Genomic DNA, 19,116 nt, shown 5'->3' on the forward strand with positions numbered 1-19,116 from the left:
TGCTGCTTGCGAACAAAAGGGGGGGATCGAATGGTGGGCGTGACAGGGATTGAACCTGTGACCCCTACGATGTCAATGAAGTAACCATCATGTAATGCCATTTATTCTGGGGAAGCGGTAACCTATAAATTTGAACCTGAGGCTATCTTGGGTCGTTTTCGGAACGCTTTGAGGTTCATTGAACCTACCGGGAACTACGTTAGCTCTAGCTCAAGATTGGATGCCGCTCCTCGGAGATGCTGAGGCGAATAGCGTGCGTAAACTCTCTCTGTCATCGACGTGTTGGAGTGCCCGAGGTATTGTGCGATTTCGCTCATGGGAGTACCTCCTTCTGCCATCCACACAGCCGCAGTATGTCGAAACACGTGAGGGGTAACGGCTTCAACGTTTGCCGCACGCGCTGCACTCGAGATGCCGCGTTTGATTGTTCGAACCCGTTTGCCTGCCCACTCGATCACGTGATCCGTCATGGCTGCAGCCCGGGCTTGCTTCAAGACAACAAACAAAGTGTCGGTCATTGGAACAACCGCACGACCTTTGCGACGCACCTTGTCATCGGGATCGCGGAGATGGATTTGCCTTCGCTGAAAGTCGACCCGCTCCCAAGTCAGTTCTAGAATGGCTGAAACGCGTGCGCCGGTACCCAGCAGCAGGTGAATCGCTGTTCTGACATGATCCGCTTTTGCACTTCGTATCAGTCGCACTGCTTCGCTACGTGACAGGTGACGGTCCTTTGGGGCAGGCTTCGAAGGCCGCTCGATCCTTGGAGCCGCAGAGATCAGTTTTTCCCCTTCAGCCCATAGTAGGACCATACGAAGGTGCCCAAGCTCAGTATGGATTGTGCCATCCTTTATGCCGGCTTTACGCCTGGCTTGGGTGTGGGCCCGGCAATCAGCCAAAGTGATGCAATCACCTTCCATATCACCGAAGCGAGAATCCAGAGCCTTGTAGGTGTGCTTCATTGTTTCCAGCACCGCACGACCTTGTCGGGCGTCCTCGAACCCCTTCCAAAGCGCGCGTACTGACTTGCCCAGAGGCCTATTCAGCTCGGCGTAGAGCGATGGCGCAAATTGCTCAGCTTCGCGCGCGTCAGAAGTGCCGAGCGTGTGTCGCTGGCGCTTTCCGTTTGCTTCGAAGACAAGCGCGAACTTTCCTCGGTATCGCTGTATTTTCCAATCGGGCACTCGTAGGCCTCCACGTCAGTTAATCTAATTCGAAGAAGTTTGCCGCCCGGTCGAAACGAGGGGATCTCATTTCGGGCGATCATGTTGCGTACGTGGCGTTCAGAGACGCCCCAACGGATCGCTAGGGTGCGGGGACAGAGCACGTCAGCCAATTGCCTGACCTCCGCGACAACAGAAGTCTTTCCGTGAATTGGAAGGCCAACTTGCAAGCCTTCCAATATTTGTTTGGCCGTAACGGCTCGCGACGTTGTAGAAAGGTATGCTGAGAACTCGAACGACACGCGATAGGTTGCCGCCCGACTTCTTCAACTCTTCCCGGATTTGCTCGTCAATCAACTTGCTTTTCATTTTTCCCCAGCTCGATGTAGTAGTCGGCTGAAGGGTATTTGTGACTGACAAGCAGGATCTGCGAGATCCGTTCTTTCAGGTATTCTAGTGTAAGAGCGGTATTCTGGGCACGGTCCTTGTCCATGGAGGCGTCGATCTCATCACCGAGGAAGACGGACAGCTGACCGTTGGTCAGGACCTGGCCCAGACCCAGCCGCAGAGCCAGGTTGGCCACTGCCTTGCCGGAGCCAGACAGCGTGTCGAGCCGCTGGTCGTCGACCATGATCTCGAACTCGTCGCTGACCTCGACCTTCTGCCGCTGGCCACCGGTCATCTGGTTGATCAGATGGCTTGCGACCCGGTTGAGGGACGGGATCAGGTGCTGCTTGACCAGCTTGCGCAGGAGGATCAGCGCAGCCTTGCCCTTGCGGTAGGCTTCTTCCTCGGCCTGCGTTGCGGCGATCTCGGTCACACGCTCGACGTAGGCGGCAAGGTCCGCATCGTAACGCACACGCTCGGCCTCGTAGGCCGTGGCCTCGAACAGCTTCTGCGAAAGGTCCGGAAGGTCTGCGACCTTGGGCCGGAGCTCCTTGGCCCGCTCCACCTTCACCGCGCGCTCGGCCACATAGGCCTCGTACTCGGTCACGGCGGCCCTATAAGCCTTCAGTGCAGCTTCGTAGGAGAGCCGCTCACGCAGCTGCCGGTTGAGCTCGACAGGATCTCCACCACCCTCGGCGATGATCGCCTCCAGACCTGGTCGCTTGGACTGGGCATCCTTGGCCACCTGCATATGGGCCAGCTCGCGCCGAGTGAAGCGCGGCTCGGGAGCTTCGGGCACGTCCTTCAGGCGTCCCCACTTGTCGGCAGCTTTGTCCCATGCCTCCAGCTGGCTCTTGGCGAGCGCAACCTGACGCATGTCCGGCTCGTCGACGCGCTCCTTACCGGCAACGGCGTCACGGGCCACCTCCAGGCGGTCCTCCAGCTTGTCGAGCTCGGCCAGCTCCACCGGCCAGGTGTGGTTGCATGAGGGGCAGCAATTCTGCGCGCTCGATGCGGTCAGGGCGTCGAACTTGCCCTGCAAGAGATCGAGCGACCGGAACTCCTGGTGGGTCTGGTACTCGGCCTCGGCCTTGGCGATCGCCTCGGCCGTCATGGACCGCGGGTGGTTGCGAAGGAAGGCCTTGCGCTCCTGCCACAGATCGTAGGCGTCGTGCTCATGCTCGAAGGAAGCAGGATCGAACTCGGTGGGTTCTGGGAGGGAACCGAGTTCCTTCCGAGCAGCGGCGACCCGTTGCGCCTGCTCGATCTGCTCCTCCAGCTGCTCGACGGTGTGCTCGACGGTGGCCTTCGGCTCGACCGGCGCGGTCTTCTCCTGGGCAAGCCAGCCGTCGATCTGGTTCAGCTCGTCGCGCTGGAGGTTCAGCTCGACGATCACTGGCTGCAGCTCGGCCGACAGCCGGTAGCCCTTCGGTATGACCGGCTCCTTCGGCTCCTGGAGGCCGCGCTCCAAACCCTCGATCATGCGGGAGAGGCCGAGAGCCTCCTTGCTGCACCAGGCGGTCAGGTCGTCGATCACCGACAGGCCGATCACGCTGTCGACCATCTGCTTACGCTCGGTGGGCTTCATGGCGCCGAGCTTCTCGATGTCGCCCTGGTTCGCCGCACAGGCCACGTCGAAGACAGTGATGCCGAAGCCAAGGATCTCGGCGACCTTGGTGTTGACCGCCTTCACGCCGTTCGTGACCTCGGTGCCGTCGCGCAGGAGCTTGGCCGAGGCGATCCGCCGCTCGACCTTGAACGTCTCGTCGCGGACCTGGAAGGTGAGGGCGGCCTTCAGGGTCTTGTAGTCGGACGTCTGGCCGCGCAGGGCGGCGGTGCCGAAGAGGCAGAACCGGATCATCTCCAGGATGACGGACTTGCCCGCTTCGTTCGGGCCAACGATGGCGCCGAAGCCCCGCTCAAAATGAAACGAGCCCTCAAGGGCTCGTCCGGTGGAGGGGAAGGTTACGGAATATTCGAGGGTCTTAAGCACTGGGCCACTCCTGACAGAGACCCTGCGTGCGGGCCTTCTCGATTGCGGGTTGAACGGTGTTCGGCATAAGGTCGGAGATGTGCTTGGCGCACAGCCGGAACTCGTCGACGCCCTTCTTCAGGGCCTCTTTCAGCGTCCGGATCATGATGCTCTCCGGAGCGGTCAGGCTGGGGGTGGACAGCCATTCGTCCATGGCTGCTTCGATCTGTGCGGGGGAGACGTTCATTCCTTAACGCGTGCCTCTTCGAACTTGGTGAGAAGGGCGGTGCGGATCTTCTCCGGCACGTCCTCTTCGTCGAAGGCCTGCGCGAACAGCGCGGCCATGTTGAAATCGCCCATCGACACCTCGACCTCTTCGGTGGCGGTGGTCTCTGGGCGCTTGAAGGTGAGCTGCAGGCAATCGACCGTCTGGTCGAAGACCTCGCCTGGCTTCAGCTGGATGCGGACGCACTTGTCTGCGAGGTCACGACCCTCCAAGGCATCGCTGGTCAGCGTGACGTACATCTCGCCATGGTCCTCGCCGTGGGCGTAGGGCTGCAGCGATCCGACGACGACCACGTCGACGTTGTGGCGCTTGAACCGCTCGGGCAGGTGGACGTGGCCGGTGTAGGCCGTTGCGCACCCCATGTCGGCGAGCTCTTTCGTCGGGATCATATTCCCGTCGCCGAAGATCGTGTCCCAGTGGCCAAAGGCTGCGTCGAGCGGCTGGGTGATGAGCGAGGCGGCAGTCTCGGTCAGGTGATAGGGGAAGAAGCCGGCGGTGCCGTCGTCCAAAACCTCGTAGTGCGGCTTGTCTCGAACGATCACGATGTTCGGGACCGAGGCCACGATCATCGCGAAGAGATCGAAGCCGCCCTTCTTCTCCATGTCGCGCGAGACGTCGTGGTTGCCGGCGAGGATGATGAAGGTGCAGCCCGGTGCGCTGCGAGCTGCCTCCAGGTAGGCGAGGGCAGCAGTCGCGATGGTAGTGTACGGCACGTACCATTTGTCGAAGAGGTCGCCCATGCACACATGCAGATCGACCTCCCCCGCTTTCGCGAGAGAGGCCTTGAAGTCTGCCAGTACGGATGCTTCCCGGTCGTTTCGCCGGTGGAGTGGCACGCCATTGATGAACTGGCGGCCGAGGTGCGGATCGCCCAGGAGTTCTGCCTGGGCACCGAGAAGTTCAATTCGCATTGGCTATCCTGCTGTCGTTACTAAACTGAGCGCACGTAAGTGACCGCTGTTGCACTCTGGATCAGGGCAAAGAAAAAGGGCTGGCCCGGGGCCAGCCCTCGTACTGCTATTTATTCTTGGAATAACTTTAGTTCTTAAGCAGCTCGAAGGTCGGGACGCCCCAGGTGTTGCCGTTGCCGGTGCGCTCCTTGTAGCCCACCTTGATCTTCACCTCGGCGGTCTGCGGATCGATGCCGGCCTTCTGGAGAGCCTTCACGAACTTCGCGAACTCCTTCCAACCCGTGGTGGAGAGCGAGTGACCAAGGGCCGTGCCGGCCTCGATCGTCACGTTCTTCAGCTCCAGGTCGTCAACCAGCTCGAAGGTCAGGTCCGCCGACTTGTAGGGGAAGGCGTTTGGAGCAACCTTGCGGGCGTCGATCAGGGCCTGCGGCCACGGCTTGCCGGACACTGCGACTTGGCGGTCGTAAGTCTTCTCGTAGGTCGCCGGGTTGCCGAACTTGACGGCTTCCGTGTAGGCAATCTCGCTCATGTCGAGCGTGACGATTACGTCTTCGAGAAGCGGCTTGTTCGTGCCGATGGCGAGCCCGTGCTCGTTCACCTTCAGCCATTCGTCGACGACATGGGTGCCGTTCATCGCATCCTGGAGACCCATCGGGGCGCCAGCCTGCGGGACAGCGATAGCAGACGGGGCTGCGGCGGGAGCAACTGCCGTACCCGTCTGTGCGGGGGCGACGTTAGCTGCTGCGGCCTGGGCTGCCTGGATTGCTGCGTCAATACCGGTCATGTGTCAGTTCCTATTCTGGTTCTTGTTCACCGTCGTGCGGTGAGCTTGAGATAAGCAAAAGGCCCGGTTATTACACCGGGCCTCGTGTTCTTGTAATATAATACCGCGTATATTGATTTCCTAAGTCAGGCGGCCTCCTTGATGCCGGCCGGGAGGTCTTCATCCTCCTCGTTGTTGGTGTTGTGCTCGAACAGCTTCAGGACCGGCTGCGTGTTGTCGACCTTGTGGGCGTTCAACGATTTATCGTAGATGATCCAGGTGATGCGTCGATCGAGCGACTTCTCGTAGAGCAGGACCGTGATCCGGAGCGGCGTGTTGCGCTTGCCTCGGATTGCGCGCCGGTAGGCTTGCAGGACGGTAGTGTCGAGGAAGTCCAGCGAGGCGAAAATCATGTGATCGACCTCCTGGTCGCCGCAGAACTGCCAGTTGAAGCCGACGTCGGCCACCGCCGGCGAGGCGATGATGCAGTTAAGCTTCCCGGCCCGGAAATCCTCGTCGATCCGGCCGCGCTCCTTGGTCGAGACCTTACCGTTCAGGATGCCGACCTTCAGGCCGTAGCTCATGGCCAGCTTGGCGATGGCCTCCTGCTGCGGGACGAGTGCGGCGTACACGATGAGCGGCTTGCCGGTGCGCTCGTGGTCTTCGAAGTGGATGTCGAGCGCTTCCTCCTTTCCTGAGCGCTCACCTGGCATGATGTCGACCTTTCGGTCGCTTTCCGGATCGGACAGGTCCGGGAAGTGGTTGGGGTGCTCCATGATCTGGCGAGCTCGAATGAACGAGGTGCCGGGCTCGGTCCCGTCGAGGTAGAATTTCTCCAGCTCGACGAGGGCGTCCGTCTCGAACTTGTCGTAGATCTCGCGCTGCTTGGCGTTCATCTGGACGTACTCGGGGATGATGACCTTGGCCTCCGGCCCGTACACCATCTCGAACGTCCGGCGGATGCCGTGGCGGCCGAAGATCTCCGACAGCTTCTCGTGATTGCGCCAGTGATCGAGCTTCCCGGTGAAGGGGTCCTCGACCGCGTGGTAGTAGTAGAAGCTGTTGTAGGATGGGTAGTAGCGGGGCTCGATCACCCGGACTGCGGGGTAGGCCGAGTCCAGTCGGCCGTTCACGAGCGTGCCGGTCATGGCGATGAACCAGTCCATCCGCTCCATGCAGCGGTAGAAGGATTGGGTGCGACGGGAGCTGTCGCGCTTGAAGCCCTTGTGGATCTCGTCGACGTGGACCGCCTTCACGAAGGAGGGCAGCTTGTTCCAGTCCGATGCGAACCGGTCGAAGCCCATGAGGAAGACTTTGGCTCGTCCCGGGTTGACGAGTTGGGGAGGGATCTTGCCGTAGGCGGCGGCCCGGTGTTCGTCGACCGTGCATGCGTCGTCCACAATCTGGAGGCGTTGCAGGGTTCGGAGCGTAACTTTCTCACTCTTGTATGGCTCGAACTTGCTGGTGCCCCGCCAAGTCCGCAGCTTTTCAATTAGTTTGAACTGCGGTGGCGACAGTGGCTTCAGCCCGTCGACGATCACGACTTCGTCGTCCTCGAAATCGGTGAAGCGGTGGAGCTCATCCTTGTTCTTCTTGAGGAGCGACTTGGGCATGACCCAGACGGTGCCGACGCCCTTCTGGGACCATAGCCACCACTGCATGACGCAAACCGATGGCGTCTTGCCGGTGCCGGGGTCGCTGAGGTTGAGGCATTTCGGGCTCGCCATGTAATAGGCGAGGTCGGCGATCTGGTAGTCGCGGAGACTGACGCCTTCGTACATTAGATTTACTCGTATTCGACAGCCTGCTTGATGGTACGTGCGCCAGCACATTCTGCAACTCGTGGACTGATGCGCTGTCCAAGAAGGCGGCTGCGGACCACCGGCACCAGCTGAGCTGCAATCGTTAGCCGGGAGCGCTGTGACCACGGGAATTGTTCATCAATCGACTGGGGACTGTGATAAAGCGGCAAGGAGTCGTCTGCGGAGTTTCACATCCTTCTCCAATCGCAGGGCGAGGCTGAAATGCCCTCGTACATATCGATCTAGCCTTCCGTCGCTTTTGGCGCTTTGTAAGCCACGCATCGCGACCCAGTAGTGCTGCATCGTTCGGTCAACTGTTTCGGACATCAAGGCGAGAACTCCGTTTGCTTTACGTTTCGCTCATGCACGAAGCCGGAGCCGCGCAGGGATGCAAGGGTTCGCAGCGCCGGTCCCTTGATGATCGGCATTGAGCTGGTCTGGATCTCCAGCATGAGCTGGATTTGGCTGGGGTCATGGGCGATACCTTTCAGATTGATCGTCCGCAGGTATTGTATTGGCGCTCCGTTGTTCCAATTTGAACGGGCTGTCTGTTGGGTATTATAGTGCGAGTTGATTTCTATGCGGGTTCGGCGTGTGTGAACGTCCGATCGTTGTAGGCCACATTGTAGCCTTCGAGTTCTTCGGCCAGGCAGTGGGTGAAGGCGCCGTCTGCGGCGTCCGCCAGAGTCTCGTCGTCGTCTGTCGGTTGATCGATGACGAAGCTATGGGTGACCACCTCCGTGAGATAGACACGAACGCGATTTTGAACCATTAAGGAGACCTTGAATTGCTGGAGATGACAATGATGGCCAAGCGAGAGTCGTTAGACTTCACGGACCGGTCGATGGATGAGCTGGACGCTATCCACGAGGCGGTGATGAATGCGCGCGAGAAGGCGACGATCAACAAGCAGAACGAGCTGATCGCCGACTACATGAAACTGCGCGCTGAGATGGTGAAGTACGGCGTCGAGAGCGACGAGAAGCTGCCGAAGTTCCGGCAGCGGGGCTGGAAGCGGAAGACGACCGCGCACTAAGCCGCGCGGTCGAGCCCGTATTTCTCGACCCACCAGGCCACGAATACCTTCGCGTCCGGTGTGTCCCTGGCATGCTTCCTGACCTCGGTCTCTTCCAGGCCGAGGTCTTCCATTTTTAGGGCGTATGGTTGAAGCGCAGCTTCGACGCCCCACCGCCACTGTTTCAGCGTGTACCGCTCACGCAGCGAGTCCGCCGCCGGCTTTGCTGGTGGCAGATGACCGTTTGGGAATTGCTCCCAGTCGATCATGTCGACCACATCCGGAATGAACTCCCAGTCGTAGGCGATGCCGTCGAGCAGATCCTGATCGAGCTGGTCGTAGATCTCCAGCGCGCGCTTCCCGATCTCGATCGAAGCGTGTCGCAGCTCGACTGATCCGATGTTCTCCCGCACCCGGCAGACTTCCGGCTGCTTCCGGTCCGTGAGTTGGTTGAGCTCCTCCCAGACGCAGAGCGCGGCTTCCATTTCAAGGTGCGAGTATTCCTTGCGCAGCCGGTCCTCCAGGTCCTTGGCATGTTCGTGAGAGAGGATCAGGTCGGCGGCCAGTCCTGTCATCCTCGGTGTCAGCCGCACGACCGTGTATTTGGTCAGCTTGCTGAAGCGGACGACGACGCCTTTCAGGGAGATGGTCATGCTGCAAGCTCCAATTGGGGGCGCTGTCTCGCGAGCCAGTCCTGCATCCACTGCAGGTCGGCTTGCCATGAGGCCTTCAGGTCCTCACGGCGTTCGAGCTCGGGCACCAGGGCCTCGATCGCCTTCGCGAAATAGTCGCGGGAGTAGAACGGGCCGAAGTTGTAGGGGCGGTAGGGGTGAAGCCGCGCACCGCGCGGCATCGTGTGGTTCCAGATCATCCGCAGGGTGAAGAAGACGTGGCGCGTCTCCATCTCGCTCGGGTGGTAGGGCTTGCCATACCGGTCCCGCCACCGCCATGTGCTGGCGGGGGCGAGGTCAGGGCATGCAGCTACTCGGCTGAGGGTAGCGACTTGTCGCATGGTTGAGTGTTCTCTATTTGTTCGGCGATGGATCGCATCGCGGATATGGTTGGGAAGGACTTGTGCCTGGTCGTCGTGTGCATGAGATGCCCACGTCAGGGCGCGCTGCGTGTCGATACGCTGCGTCGGAAGAAGCCATGGGTTGAGGTGATCAGCGATGTGCAGTTCGTCTGCAGCAATTGCGGCAGCCGAGATCTCACCATCCATGTCTGGAGCGAGAAGACGATGCGCGGCTGGAAACGCGCGGAGCTGATAAGGCTTTAGCGGAGCGAGGCTTCCAGGATCTCAGCCTCACGCAGGTGGATCACCGCGAGCTCGGCATGCTCGGGGCAGTTGTTGGCCCGAGCTCGGCAGTGGTGGTCGAGGGCGAGCTCACGGTGGTGGACGGCGAGCTCGCGGAGGGTCAGTTCAGGCTGCAGCTGCAAGGTCATCCTCCTCGGGCTGGACGTTCAGAATGATCAGGCCGTTGCCCTGGTGGATGGCGTCGAGCAGGTCGCGGGCTTCGTTCGCTTGCTTGTCGAACTGCTCGGCGAGCCGCATGGCTGTGGTACGATCGATGTTCATAACCGCATGCTCATCGGGGGCTGGAAGGTAGCGTCGGAAAGCCTTCGCATTCTCCTCAAACTTCTCGGCCGCGATGAGGAGTGCCGACTGGAGCGTAGCGGTGTCATCGGTGGTGAGGTGATTGGCGCCGTCATCGGCGAACGGAATGTTCAGCGTCGGAATAGGGGCGAGCTTCATCGTGGCTCCTCCAGGGGCAGGGTTGGCTTTGGAATGGGGTGGTGGTTAGGTGGTCTTCTCGACCACGTATCCATGCTTAGTCAGGGCCGTCAGGATTGCGTCTGCCTCGGGCAGAAAGCTCTCCCACATAGATCGACCTTCGAAGCGGGTGTTCTCGGGCAAGGCCTTCGTTTGGCACAATGCGCGGGCTATGATTTCGCTAGGGGTCTTGGTCATCGCTTGATATCCCCAATGGCTGGGGCTATCTTACAGGAGTGAGGCCGGGTGCGCTAACACCCGACCCCATTTCGACTACATGTTCAGGAATGCAACCCGGAGTTTGGCACGCCAGCCACTCCGGGTTTTCCTTACAGTAATCGTGATCACAAATGGCATAACCATCAGCTCTCACTCCTTTCGAGGGGCAAGCCTGTTGCCACAGCTGCGGCGGCTCATCCTCCGCAGTTAGCGCCGGGCTGGCACGACGCTTGCTGCTTCGCCCTCGAAACGCGGATTGTATAGGGTGATCAGGTTAACGGTCTATTTGGGGCAACGGGAGCTGGAGCGCACTCTACTCTAGTCATTGACGTGTCCGTCGAGAAGTACGACCATACAATCTCAGGGACAGCATACCATTAGTGGTGGCTGCAGCCTTCGCTAGCCTGAGCAGAAACCCCAACTTTTTTGAGGCGTGGGCATGAGGGCAATATTTCCGACACTGATCGTAGGAATGCTAGGAATAGGAACTGCGAACGCTGCCGACGTAGTGGCGCCGATGGCTCCGGTGACCTACAAGACAGATCGCGATAACTGGCAATTCGCGTTCTCCCCGTACCTGTGGGTTGCTGGTCTCGACGGTAAAATGGCCCAGTTTGGATCGCCGGTTGTCGACGTGAATGAGAGCTTTGGCGACATCCTAAAAGACTTCGACGTTGGGTTCATGTCCGTTGCAGAGGCTCGCAAAGGGGATTTCAGCATATTCAATGACCTACAATACAGTAAGGTCTCGTCCGACGCGACGACGCCGCTTGGTATTCTCGCAACTAGCATAAATGCCGAGTCTACCACGTTTGCTGGGTTGTTAGGAGCAGGCTACACGGTCGCGAGCTCAGAAGCAGGGTTTATCGACGTTGCTGTTGGCGCCAGGCTGTGGTCTGTGGATACGGATCTAACCTTTTATGGCGGCCTGCTCGACGGTCAGAAAGTGTCAGACGGCGACACTTGGATAGATGGGCTAGTTGGGTTCCGTGGCAATTATAACTTCACCCCACGGTTGTATATGACTGGATGGGGATTAGTCGGTGCTGGGCAAGCCGATCTCGACTGGGACGTTACAGCAGGACTGGGATCTCACATTAATGAGCGCTTTTCTTCAATAATCGGGTATCGAGCACTCGGCGTTGACTACAGCAATAACGAAGGCTTTGTATTCGACGTCATTCAGCATGGTCCAATATTGGGCGTAGTGGCGCACTTTTAACGCAGCTTAAGGTTTCTAAGGCGGGCGAGGCACGTTTACGAGTGCGGCTCGCTCTTGCTATTACCGTGACGCCGCAGCGACCACCCTTGTGTACAGAAAACCAGAAAGTCCGGAGCTTAGGCTCCGACCTTTCTGGCAGAAAATTGTACGCTTGCGAAGCAGGCTTGTATTCACTCGACTTTTATCGCGGGCGGAAGGTCGTAGATCGCTCGATCATAAACCCCTTCGATCAGCTGTTGGTCGGGAGCGTATGCACGAATGCCACTAAGAAAGCGGCCTGACGCCGGCGTGGGCAACCAGTTGGCCTCTTTATCCTTGCCTGGCGACTCGTGCTGCAGATACAGCGTGACCGTACCATCATCGTTCGTAATCAGGTCGTTGTCGCTGCCCAACGTGTAGCGGTTCAGGGGATTGGGAACCGTGTACAGGTTTGATGCATCGTACATTGTGAAGGACCAAAAACCGGGCTCTTTGAACGGCGGCGGGAGGAATGTGATTGTGTATTTGTTCTCTCCCATAGTCGGCTGGTTCTCGCTATCGAGGAACAAGCCAACATAGATCGCCTCCTCAAGGGTGTTACCGCTCAATCCCCAGCGGGTAACCAGTGCGCGGTTCAAATAGTCGGTACGAAAATTGCCTGTCGACGGCCAGAACCAGTTCCAGCCGTTCCGTAGTCCGCCCGGGGGGAATGCTGGCAGGGTTTTCGTGCTAATTTCTTCCGCCGCTTGCTTCATCGCGTCTAGGAATAGGGGATTGACCTTCGAACGATCCCATTGCTTGCCAAGCTCCAACCCCAGTGGGGCGAACAGTGGGAGCAGCGCTTTCACCTCGGCCTCAGGCGGCGGATTTTCGTTGATAACGTTCGAGAGAATCTCCCAAAATTGCAGTGGATCCTTGAAACTGTTGATGCTTACCGGGAGTTTTGGGTCACTGTATTCCGGTACCGGGTAGTCGTAATCGACGGGCGCGAGCGGCTCTTTGCCCAGATACTCAGATGTACCGGTGACCGTGATTGCGCTGAGCGTCTCCCGTGCCCCTTCTAGATCAGAGGGGTTCTTGATATGAACACGCGGTTGGAGCATCACCCAACGTGTCGGGGAGTAAATGCGCTTCACCCCAGCAGGCAGGTCGCCTTTCCATCCTGGGCCAATTAGCGCGAATGTGCCACCCTCATAGCCTGTCGCAACGCCGCCTGCATAGGCGAATGCATTAGTGTACATGTCGAGAATCTCGACCATGTAATATCGACCGTTGGAGTTCGGCACGGTAAGAATTATTGGCTCTGGACCGAGATCCATGAAGCCGAACCCATAAACCGTATTCACATTCGGCGAAACGTATCCGGACTTTTCGGAAAGCTCTGGTGTGGAAACGTCTTCCATTCGCCAGAAAGCGTTTGGCTTTGCGTTCGCGCCTTCCCGCAGAGCGTCATTATAGCGGAGACCGTACAGCGTCACCGCTGGTGTGCCCCACACTGTGGCCTGAACGGCCAGGGTGTAGGCGTAGTTTCTAACGGCGTCATCCAATTCCTTCGACTGAGCGGGAAGGCCTTCCTTCAACGTCTCTCCGTTGAGGTGCCAGTACTCAAAGGCGCTGGTGTCGTAGACTGCCTTCGGCGGGTCGGCTTGCTGAGCTCCGGCAGGGGCAAGGAGCGCCCCTTCCGCAACAACAAGCGCCATACCAAGGCTGATGAAGCGCTTCCGCATTCCCATTCTCCGAGATTTTTATAGGGGCTGATAATCACGCATCCCTCGGATAAGGGCATAGAAAAATCGACGTTGTAAGTGGGAGACGTCAAAATATTTTTCCTTGCTAAACTTCCGTATACAGATGTAGCGTTGATGCGATATTTGCTGTGGGCTGAAATCGTTTTCTCCCACGGCATTATTGTGCGCTGAAATCTAAGATCAACTATAGCAGATTTGTTCCAAAATCGATGCAGCAGTTTGCCTCGCCTCGTTGGGTGGAGATGAAGAGAGTGAACATGAGCGGAAGCTGCGCGCGAACCAAAGCCATTGCTGGTCTTTCTGCATTGGTCAGCCTTGCTATTTGCTTCGCAAGCGGACAGGCTCAGGCTCAGGCTCAGGCCCATGAGGATGTCAATGCGGCGAATAATCCACTAACGCCAAAGATTACGCTCAACTTTCAAAACTTCTATACACCGGACATCGTCGGGCTGGGAGGACGGCAGAGCAATGCGTTTCTCCTGCGTGGATTGATCCCGGCCGACTTCTTCGGACAGCCGCAGTTGTTTCGCTACACCTTGCCGATTGCAACTGCACCGCAGTTCCCATCTGGGTATGAAACTGGGCTCGGTGATCTAACGCTTCTCGACATCCTGCTATTTCCAGGTGAGACGGTTTCGTTCGGCGCTGGTCCACTGCTCGTAGTTCCAACCGCTACGGATGACAGCCTCGGAGCAGGAAAGTGGCAAGCTGGCGCTGCAGGCGTTGCGATCGCACCGCAAAAGTGGGGGCTTTTGGGCGCGCTTGTCACTTACCAAGCTTCGTTCGCTGGCGATCGCGACCGAGACGATGTCTCTCTGCTAACCGTTGAGCCTGTCATAAATTACAACTTAAAGGATGGTTTCTATCTGCGATCGACCGCTACAGCGAATTTTGATTTGGACACGGGGGATTATTTCGTCCCGGTTGGCCTCGGTATAGGCAAGGTGTTCAAGCCAAGCGAGCATACGACACTTAACGCTTTCATCGAGCCGCAGTACACAGTCTTTAATGAAGGTGTCGGCAACCCACGATGGCAAATTCTTGTGGGTCTGAATGTACAGTTCGATATCGGACAATAAGGGTCGAGCCTTTCTCGGACCCTATGCGCTCCTACAATCCGTGTCGGTCGGGCAACGTGGTCGAGCGGCTTGAAGGGTTTGCGTGTAGATAGTGGAAGCAGTTATAAGCCCGCCATCTGTTCCAGAGCTTCGACGGCCTCGTCGACCGTGATGTCGTCCATCCGCTTGTCGGTGAAGTACCCCATGAACAGGTGGGTGCGCTGGACGTCGGTCAGGCCGAGGAAGTCGCCGGCTGCGTCGGAGATGCTGCCGTCGTGGGGCAGCTCGTCACGGAAGGCGAGGGCGATGTGGCCGGCGATGCAGGCCGACGTTCCGCAGGTCGGCTGCTTGGGAAGGTCGACCATTCGATGGACGCCGCGGTTGTTGCCGACCACCACGAAGAAGTTCATTTCGAAGCGGGGTCCCTCCGGCGGCAGAGTGCGAAGCAGGTCGATCGTCCGTTGGACGTTGGCGAGGTTCATAGTCCACCCGTGAAGTAGGAGAGGCAGAGGGCGAAGACTGCGACCGGGTAGACGACAAGCAGGCCGTACACGAAGTTGAGGCCCAGCCCCGAGGGGGTGGGCGCCCAGACCGTGGATACGGGCTCGAAGTCACGGAGCAGTCCGCCGATGAGGATGGTGACGAGGAGGTAGCTCACGCGACCTCGCCGTACAGGTCGTAGAGATTGTCAGCGAAGTCGCGTTCGGAGCAGCCGTAGGCTTCGAGCAGCTGGGCGGCGAGTTCGGGGTAGGCTCGGCAGTAGCCCTCCATCCCGTCGTAGTCGGCGAAGATGGGGGTGGTGGACTTGGGGCGCCTCCACCTGTAGCTGGTGAAGCCGTTGTCGCCTGGCTTGCGCTCGATGACGAGGTTGCTGAAGTCGGCCTTCAGCAGCTGGTCACGAAGCTGGATCAGGAACTGGACGTCCTGCACCTCGCCCTGGGTGTGTTGGTTGAAGTAGCCCACCGAGATGTTGGTGCATTCCGGAACGAGCTCGGCATACTCGTTGGTGTCCGTGTAGACCCCGCCGTCGTCGGGCTGGTAGTCCAAGTCGAGGGCGTGGGCGAGGCTCCAGGCGAAGTTGTCGGAGGCGGTCTTGCCGCCGCACTGGTGGGTGACGACGGATCGGTAGCCCATGCGGTCGAAGGCGATGGCCGCCTCGATCCCGGTGAAGAACTCCGGGCAGTCCTCGGCCAGGGCCGAGGATCCGACGCAGCCGGACTCCTCGGCGTGGTGGATCATGTAAACGCCGGGGATCTTGTGGCGGACCATCTCGGTCATGAGCCAGACACCCGCCGTGCAGTCGGCGCCCAGACAGGTCGAGCGCTTCTTGGCGTTCTTGGACAGGCTCAGGGCCTGGCCATCGTAGTGCATGGTCTGGATACCGTCGTGGCGGTGGACGGTATCGACGTGGGACGACCACAGGATGTTGGGGTTGTCGCCGATCTGCAGGAAGAGGTTCTGGAAACGGTCCCGCTTGAAGCCGAGCGGTGTCAGGAACCGGTCGACGAACAACTGCTCATGCTTGCTCTCGGTGGGCCGCATGTAGCTGAACATGGACATGATGGTGCGCTCGTCGGTGTTCATGCCGCCAGCCTTTCTTCTTCGGATGTGTAGGGGTGGTTCTCGCCGGTCACGGCGTCGTGGTAGCCGTGGGCGTCGAAGTGGAAGTCGACCCACGTCTCGCCGTTGCTCATCGCGACGGAGGAGTAGGTCCGGCGGTGAGGGTGACGGGTGCTGGCGAGGTAGAAGGTGTCGGTCGCATCGCAGTAGAAGGTGTTCGCGTCCGGCCCGTATTCCTGCTCCTGCGGACCCTCGTTGCGCTCGTCAGTGTGATGACGATTGAAGGTCTCGTCGCAGAGGAAGGTGTAGGTCTCGACGCAGTGCGGGCAGAACTCGCCGTGGTCGCGGACGTAGCTGAGATTGCTGTCCGGCGTGTTGTCGCCGCACTCGTCGCAATCGGACGACGGCTCGGGATCTTCCACATTGGTGCCGTTCGTCCAGCGGCAGTGAATGCCTCCGCTGTCGTCGAGGACGAGGTACTGACCCGCGTCTTCGGCGTAGTCGTGGGTGTCGAGGTAAGGCACGACGTAACAGCCGAGCCGGCTATCGTAGATCGAGCGGATACGGGCGCCGTCGAACTCCTCGTTGTTCTCGATCTCCTTGTAGCCGGCGGCATGCAAGGCCGCCTTCGTGCGGTGGATGTCGCCGTAGATCGTCGAGTAGATCTTCTTCTCGGGCCAGACGACTACGCGGCCCGCGGCGTCGTTCTTGGGGCCGATGTAGGCGATGGCCAGGTCCGGTCCTGCATAGACGCGGGCAGGGTGGCAGCAGCCTTCGAAGTGACTGGCGCTGTAGGCCATGCAGGAGTGCGGCCCGTCCCGGTAGACGGTCTCGATCTCGTCGGCGTCCTGGGTGACGTTCAGTTCTGGCGGGGTCGCCCAGGTCTCCCATTCGATGGCGAGGCTCTGGATCGTTTCCTCGTCGAGGAGCTCGCCGAAGAACTTCTTCAGGTAGCGACCCGGCTTGATGGGCGTGCGGATGTTGCGGCCGCGCTTCTCCTCGCTCTGGTAGTAGGAGACGAGGCCGGGGTGCTTAACCGACAGGGTCGGCATGTGGAGCACCCAGCGGTCGTAGTTGTGCATGAAGAATTGGTGTTCCGCCCAGGGCGTGGTGAGCGGGGTCCTGACCTCTTCGAGCAAGGTGTTGATATCGACACCGTCCCGGGCCTTGACCTCGATCAGGGGCGCATCTGGGTCGAGGAGATGAGCGCGAACGCTCTGTTCGACGTCGCGGCGGGAGTCCTCGGTGTAGAACAAGCGCTGATCGAGGGCGCCGTAGATGTTGTGATGACGGAAGAAGAAGAGGCCGACAGGGTTCTGGGTCTGCATGGCGAATGCTCCGTGCTGACACGGGCATTCCCGCCCGTGATAGAGGGCGGGGAGGATTTGGTGGCGGTGTTAGGGGAGGGGGACCGTCAGGTCGTGCTGGCGGGCGAGGATACGGAGGTCGTGCTCCATTTCCTTGGGATTGGTGTTGCTGTCGTGGATGCTCTGCAGCTTGGCTGTGAAGTTCTGCAGTTCGTCGGTCGGGATCAGTTGCTGGACGTCAGGGAAAGCCTCGCACAGGTCCGCGAACCCCTGGTTCTCCATGTGCTGATCGTAGAGGTCGTCGGGGATCAGGTGCCCCGCGGCGCATTTGAGGTCGTTGTGGCGGTAGAGGCATCCCACGCCGGGGTCCCGTGACTGGCGGAATTGTTGACTTTGCAAGCCCTTGAATACGATAGCAAATACTTGCTGAATACTTTCGAAGGGTTTCATGGGCTCTGTCCTGTAGTGTGGGGTGCCCGCGCCGGAGGCATGGGAGAAGCGCCTCCTTTTCGGCAAGGTAGACGCGGGCGAACTCGGGATCGTGGATTGCGATCGAGGGGATGTTGTCGATCATGTCGGCGAGCTTGACCGTCTGGGCGGTCGAGGAAGCCTCGGCGAGGCGGGCTCTGTCAGCGGCCTTGCGCATTTGGCGGTTCAGGTTCGGTGCCGGCGGCGTGTCGGTCAGCTCGATCACGATCCGGGTCAGGATCGGGCCGAAGAACAGGATCAGGTCGTCGATCTGGACCTGCGTGTCTTCGAGGACGTCGTGCAGCCAGGCGGCCTGGATGGCGAGCGGGTCGTCGCCGACGAGAGCTGCGACGTTGGCGAGGTGCTGGATGTATGGCTCGCCGGTGTATCGCCGGCGATGGCCTATGGCTTGGTGAGCTGCGTGGGCGAAGATTTGTGCATCCATAGTCTGTGGATCTCCTGACGCATTTCCTCGGAGTGGTATTCGGTCAGCTCCTCGAACGTGCCCTCGTCCTTGAGCAGGAACTGGACGGTCTCTTGGATCTCCTCCAGCTCTCGCGGCGTGAAGCTGTCGCTGTCGCTGGTTCTTGGATCGACCCAGACCGGGGGCGGGCGGTCGTCGTACTTGCGGTCGTAGGTGACCTGGACCTTGAAGTGGTCCGGGTTGATGCAGAGCGGATGGCTACAGACACGCCTGACAAAGAGGCGGGGATCGTCCACCTGGAGCAGGATGCGGACCGGGTGCTTGTCCTCGGGTTTGAGTCTGGGCCTGCCGTGGTGGGTGGAGCCGGTCCAGACGTGGTGGTGATGGTTCTCATCCCACTCGGCAAGGCGATCGATGCGTTCGGCCAGAGGGCGCTTGGGTCGGGCCAATGAGGGTCTCCTAGTTCTAGGGACCACAATCCGTGCTCAACTCGTTTCCTTATGGTATTTTTAGTATTATAGTACCTAAAAATCCCACGGAAGCAGTTGTGAAACAAATAGTGGTCCCTTTAACTCTTCCGCGTATCCCGAGGGGGAGAGAAGAAAGAAGTTATATATAATAGTGCAAAAAGTGAATGATTTCAGACACTTAGGTCCGACATACTATAATACTCCATCCTCGACCCTCACCGGCATACTGGCCGAAATGGCGGCGTCGAATTGGGCCAGGACCTGTTCCTTGGTCCGTCCTGGCTTGTCGTTCCATTCGGCAATGTCTGTCATGCTGAAGAGCTCGCTCAGCTCTTTCTCCAGATGCTGGATCTTGTTGGCCCGCTTGGTGACGGAAAGATCGAAGCCTTGTTCATCAGCGGCGGCATGCCAAGCACCAAGGGCACAGAAGCAAACGGCCTCATCCGACGACGGCGTAACGTCCAACCCTTCACTGTTTCGGGCATACTCGCCTTGTGTCCAGCCTTTCACGATTAGAGCTCTGGCATCGCGAAGCATATTGAGGCGAACGTCGGGAGTGATCTGCATGGCTTGAGCCTCCAAATTTTCGAG

22 protein-coding genes and 2 pseudogenes are annotated in these 19,116 nt (G+C 59.2%); 3 read left to right on the forward strand and 21 right to left on the reverse strand.

Going from position 1 to position 19,116, the window contains the following annotated elements:
* Positions 1–194: 194 nt before the first annotated feature.
* The 8 genes and pseudogenes from AUL30_RS19295 to AUL30_RS09525 form a co-directional block, all read right to left on the reverse strand.
* Positions 195–1,184, reverse strand: coding sequence for a tyrosine-type recombinase/integrase (locus tag AUL30_RS19295; RefSeq protein ID WP_083507801.1), 990 nt, complete (start codon positions 1,182–1,184; stop codon positions 195–197).
* Positions 1,185–1,198: 14 nt separating this feature from the next.
* Positions 1,199–1,465 (reverse strand): annotated as a pseudogene (locus AUL30_RS20280) (hypothetical protein); the annotation flags it as partial.
* 47 nt (positions 1,466–1,512) lie between these two features.
* Positions 1,513–3,543, reverse strand: a complete 2,031-nt coding sequence (locus tag AUL30_RS09500) for an AAA family ATPase (RefSeq protein ID WP_062227617.1) — start codon at positions 3,541–3,543, stop codon at positions 1,513–1,515.
* Positions 3,536–3,769 (reverse strand): hypothetical protein, encoded by a 234-nt coding sequence (locus AUL30_RS09505; protein ID WP_062227618.1) that lies wholly within the window; start codon positions 3,767–3,769, stop codon positions 3,536–3,538. The genes AUL30_RS09500 and AUL30_RS09505 overlap by 8 nt, the downstream gene beginning before the upstream one ends.
* The gene (locus AUL30_RS09510) at positions 3,766–4,719 is read right to left on the reverse strand and encodes a metallophosphoesterase (protein ID WP_062227619.1); all 954 of its coding nucleotides are present in this window, start codon (positions 4,717–4,719) and stop codon (positions 3,766–3,768) included. Before AUL30_RS09510 ends, AUL30_RS09505 begins: the two co-directional genes overlap by 4 nt.
* A gap of 127 nt (positions 4,720–4,846) precedes the next feature.
* Positions 4,847–5,503: a hypothetical protein gene (locus tag AUL30_RS09515; RefSeq protein WP_157070019.1), complete on the reverse strand. Its 657-nt coding sequence runs from the start codon at positions 5,501–5,503 to the stop codon at positions 4,847–4,849.
* A gap of 125 nt (positions 5,504–5,628) precedes the next feature.
* A complete protein-coding gene (locus tag AUL30_RS09520) occupies positions 5,629–7,263 on the reverse strand; it encodes a helicase-related protein (RefSeq protein WP_062227621.1) in 1,635 nt (544 codons plus the stop codon).
* 598 nt (positions 7,264–7,861) lie between these two features.
* Complete coding sequence (locus tag AUL30_RS09525) at positions 7,862–8,056, reverse strand: hypothetical protein (RefSeq protein ID WP_062227622.1); 195 nt, start codon at positions 8,054–8,056, stop codon at positions 7,862–7,864.
* Positions 8,057–8,128: 72 nt separating this feature from the next.
* Between AUL30_RS09525 and AUL30_RS09530 the strand changes: the two genes are divergently transcribed.
* Entirely contained in the window at positions 8,129–8,320 is a 192-nt protein-coding gene (locus AUL30_RS09530) for a hypothetical protein (RefSeq protein ID WP_157070021.1), read from the forward strand.
* Here AUL30_RS09530 and AUL30_RS09535 read toward each other — a convergent pair.
* Genes AUL30_RS09535 through AUL30_RS09550 form a run of 4 tightly spaced genes read right to left on the reverse strand, consistent with a single transcriptional unit; the run spans position 8,317 to position 10,052 of the window.
* Positions 8,317–8,952, reverse strand: coding sequence for a hypothetical protein (locus AUL30_RS09535; RefSeq protein WP_062227624.1), 636 nt, complete (start codon positions 8,950–8,952; stop codon positions 8,317–8,319). The two genes, AUL30_RS09530 and AUL30_RS09535, sit on opposite strands and share 4 nt — an antisense overlap.
* Positions 8,949–9,518, reverse strand: a complete 570-nt coding sequence (locus tag AUL30_RS19710) for a hypothetical protein (protein ID WP_157070023.1) — start codon at positions 9,516–9,518, stop codon at positions 8,949–8,951. Before AUL30_RS19710 ends, AUL30_RS09535 begins: the two co-directional genes overlap by 4 nt.
* Before the next feature lie 53 nt (positions 9,519–9,571).
* Complete coding sequence (locus AUL30_RS19715) at positions 9,572–9,742, reverse strand: hypothetical protein (protein WP_157070024.1); 171 nt, start codon at positions 9,740–9,742, stop codon at positions 9,572–9,574.
* Positions 9,720–10,052 carry a hypothetical protein gene (locus AUL30_RS09550; protein WP_062227627.1) on the reverse strand — a complete coding sequence of 111 codons (333 nt, stop codon included), beginning with the start codon at positions 10,050–10,052 and terminating at the stop codon, positions 9,720–9,722. The genes AUL30_RS19715 and AUL30_RS09550 overlap by 23 nt, the downstream gene beginning before the upstream one ends.
* Positions 10,053–10,806: 754 nt before the next feature.
* On the opposite strand from AUL30_RS09550, the gene AUL30_RS09555 reads away from it, so the two are divergent.
* On the forward strand, positions 10,807–11,511 hold the full coding sequence (locus tag AUL30_RS09555) for a hypothetical protein (RefSeq protein ID WP_306302736.1): 705 nt from the start codon (positions 10,807–10,809) through the stop codon (positions 11,509–11,511).
* A 170-nt stretch (positions 11,512–11,681) separates the two neighbouring features.
* Here AUL30_RS09555 and AUL30_RS09560 read toward each other — a convergent pair whose 3' ends face one another.
* Positions 11,682–13,217 (reverse strand): DUF1254 domain-containing protein, encoded by a 1,536-nt coding sequence (locus tag AUL30_RS09560; protein WP_062227629.1) that lies wholly within the window; start codon positions 13,215–13,217, stop codon positions 11,682–11,684.
* A gap of 278 nt (positions 13,218–13,495) precedes the next feature.
* Between AUL30_RS09560 and AUL30_RS09565 the strand changes: the two genes are divergently transcribed.
* Positions 13,496–14,317 (forward strand): hypothetical protein, encoded by an 822-nt coding sequence (locus AUL30_RS09565; RefSeq protein ID WP_062227748.1) that lies wholly within the window; start codon positions 13,496–13,498, stop codon positions 14,315–14,317.
* A gap of 101 nt (positions 14,318–14,418) precedes the next feature.
* Here the strand turns inward: AUL30_RS09565 and AUL30_RS09570 are convergent, their stop codons facing one another.
* From AUL30_RS09570 to AUL30_RS09605, 8 genes and pseudogenes are all read right to left on the reverse strand, one after another.
* Positions 14,419–14,778 (reverse strand): hypothetical protein, encoded by a 360-nt coding sequence (locus AUL30_RS09570; protein ID WP_062227630.1) that lies wholly within the window; start codon positions 14,776–14,778, stop codon positions 14,419–14,421.
* Positions 14,775–14,954 (reverse strand): hypothetical protein, encoded by a 180-nt coding sequence (locus AUL30_RS09575; protein ID WP_062227631.1) that lies wholly within the window; start codon positions 14,952–14,954, stop codon positions 14,775–14,777. The genes AUL30_RS09570 and AUL30_RS09575 overlap by 4 nt, the downstream gene beginning before the upstream one ends.
* On the reverse strand, positions 14,951–15,880 hold the full coding sequence (locus AUL30_RS09580) for a zinc-binding metallopeptidase family protein (RefSeq protein ID WP_062227632.1): 930 nt from the start codon (positions 15,878–15,880) through the stop codon (positions 14,951–14,953). The genes AUL30_RS09575 and AUL30_RS09580 overlap by 4 nt, the downstream gene beginning before the upstream one ends.
* Positions 15,877–17,184 carry a hypothetical protein gene (locus tag AUL30_RS09585; protein ID WP_062227633.1) on the reverse strand — a complete coding sequence of 436 codons (1,308 nt, stop codon included), beginning with the start codon at positions 17,182–17,184 and terminating at the stop codon, positions 15,877–15,879. Before AUL30_RS09585 ends, AUL30_RS09580 begins: the two co-directional genes overlap by 4 nt.
* Positions 17,185–17,253: 69 nt before the next feature.
* Entirely contained in the window at positions 17,254–17,613 is a 360-nt protein-coding gene (locus AUL30_RS20090) for a hypothetical protein (RefSeq protein WP_062227634.1), read from the reverse strand.
* A 115-nt stretch (positions 17,614–17,728) separates the two neighbouring features.
* Positions 17,729–18,076 (reverse strand): annotated as a pseudogene (locus AUL30_RS20285) (HD domain-containing protein); the annotation flags it as partial.
* Complete coding sequence (locus AUL30_RS19720; RefSeq protein ID WP_157070026.1) at positions 18,034–18,504, reverse strand: hypothetical protein; 471 nt, start codon at positions 18,502–18,504, stop codon at positions 18,034–18,036. The gene AUL30_RS19720 and the pseudogene AUL30_RS20285, both read right to left, overlap by 43 nt.
* A 213-nt stretch (positions 18,505–18,717) precedes the next feature.
* On the reverse strand, positions 18,718–19,092 hold the full coding sequence (locus AUL30_RS09605; RefSeq protein ID WP_062227637.1) for a DUF6197 family protein: 375 nt from the start codon (positions 19,090–19,092) through the stop codon (positions 18,718–18,720).
* Between the last annotated feature and the right edge of the window lie 24 nt (positions 19,093–19,116).

This window comes from Aureimonas frigidaquae (assembly GCF_001463905.1).
GTDB lineage: Bacteria > Pseudomonadota > Alphaproteobacteria > Rhizobiales > Rhizobiaceae > Aureimonas > Aureimonas frigidaquae.